Source organism: Streptomyces sp. NPDC020801 (genome assembly GCF_044334385.1).
Taxonomy (GTDB): Bacteria; Actinomycetota; Actinomycetes; order Streptomycetales; family Streptomycetaceae; genus Streptomyces.
The window spans coordinates 1-1,443 of sequence record NZ_JBIRST010000076.1; the positions used below are offsets into that span (position 1 = coordinate 1).

1 protein-coding gene is annotated in these 1,443 nt (G+C 68.0%); it reads left to right on the plus strand.

The genetic code is table 11. The features are described from left to right. Positions 1-85: 85 nt before the first annotated feature. Positions 86-1,443, plus strand: a 1,358-nt coding sequence (locus ACH4UM_RS41760) for an ABC transporter permease (RefSeq protein ID WP_398191918.1), incomplete at its 3' end; no start/stop codon positions are given.

Here is a 1,443-nt window from a genome sequence, read left to right on the forward strand (position 1 = left end):
AGGTCGTCGAGAACGGCAAACTCCTCGGCATCGTCGGCGACGAGGAGATCCTCGCCGTCGTCGCCGGGCAGGGAGGCGGCGCGTGATGACCGCCGTCATCGAGAAACCTGAGAAGGCGGACGGAACCGAGGCCACGGGGACCTCGAGATCCGCTGCGGGTGTACCCAGGATCAGCCGGTCCATGGTCGTCGGCGTGCTCCTCGTCGTCTGGCTGCTGCTCTTCGCGATCCTGCGCGGAAAGCAGACCTTGTCCCTCGCGGCGGCCGACCTCACGGGACTGCACCGCTGGTTCAACGCCGTCAACGACTCCATCGGGGCGAGCCGCGACTCCAACCCGTTGTTCTTGTACTTCTTCAACGAGATCCGGCTGGTCATCGACAACCTGGTGACCTTCGTCCAGGGCCTGATCTCCCAGCCCACCGGCGGCCGTCCGGTCCCGCAGATCGGCTGGCTCGGCGTCGTGGGGATCGCCGGGTACGTCTCCTGGGCGGTGGGCAACTGGCGGGTGGCGCTGCTGGCTGTGGCCGGGTTCACCTTCTTCGGGCTGCAGGGGCTGTGGCAGGAGAGCATGGACACCCTCGCCCTCACCCTCTCCGCGGTCCTCGTGGCGCTGCTGTTCGCGATCCCGCTCGGTGTGTGGGCGGGTCTGTCCGACCGGGTCAACCGGATCGTGACGCCGTTCCTGGACTTCATGCAGACGATGCCGACCTTCGTCTACCTGGCCCCGATGACGTTGTTCTTCCTCATCGGTCCGGCTTCGGCCACCATCACGACGGTGATCTACGCGGCCCCGCCGGCGATCCGTATCACCGCGCACGCCATCCGCTCCGTGCCGGAGACCACGGTGGAGGCGGGTGACTCGCTGGGCGTGACCCGCTGGCAGGCGCTGGTGAAGGTGCTGCTGCCGATGTCCAAGCGGACCGTGGTCATGGGTGTCAACCAGTCGATCATGGCCGCGCTGGCCATGGTGACCATCACCGCCCTGATCGACGCTCCTGGTCTGGGCAAGACGGTCGTGCAGGCGCTGCAGTCGCTGGACGTGGGAACGGCCTTCAACGCGGGCCTGGCCATTGTTGTGATGGCGATCGTCCTGGACCGGGTCACGACCGCGGCCAGCGGACGCGAGGAGGCCGCCCGGAGCTCCCGCAGCCGATTCAGCGCCTGGCGGCGGCCGTTGCTGGGGGCCGGCGCGGTGGTCACTGCCGTCCTGATCTACCTTTCCCACACCTTTGTGTGGGCGGCGGAGTTCCCAGGTGAGGGCAGCACCGGAAGCTCGATTGCGAGCGCGGCCGACACGGCGACGACCTGGGCCCAGGACAACCTGTCGGGTCTGACCAATGCCTTCCGCGACGCCATCACCAACGGGCTGCTCAACCCGTTCCAGACGCTGCTGACCGACTCACCGTGGTGGCTTGTCGGTGCGGCCCTGGTCGGCCTCGGCGT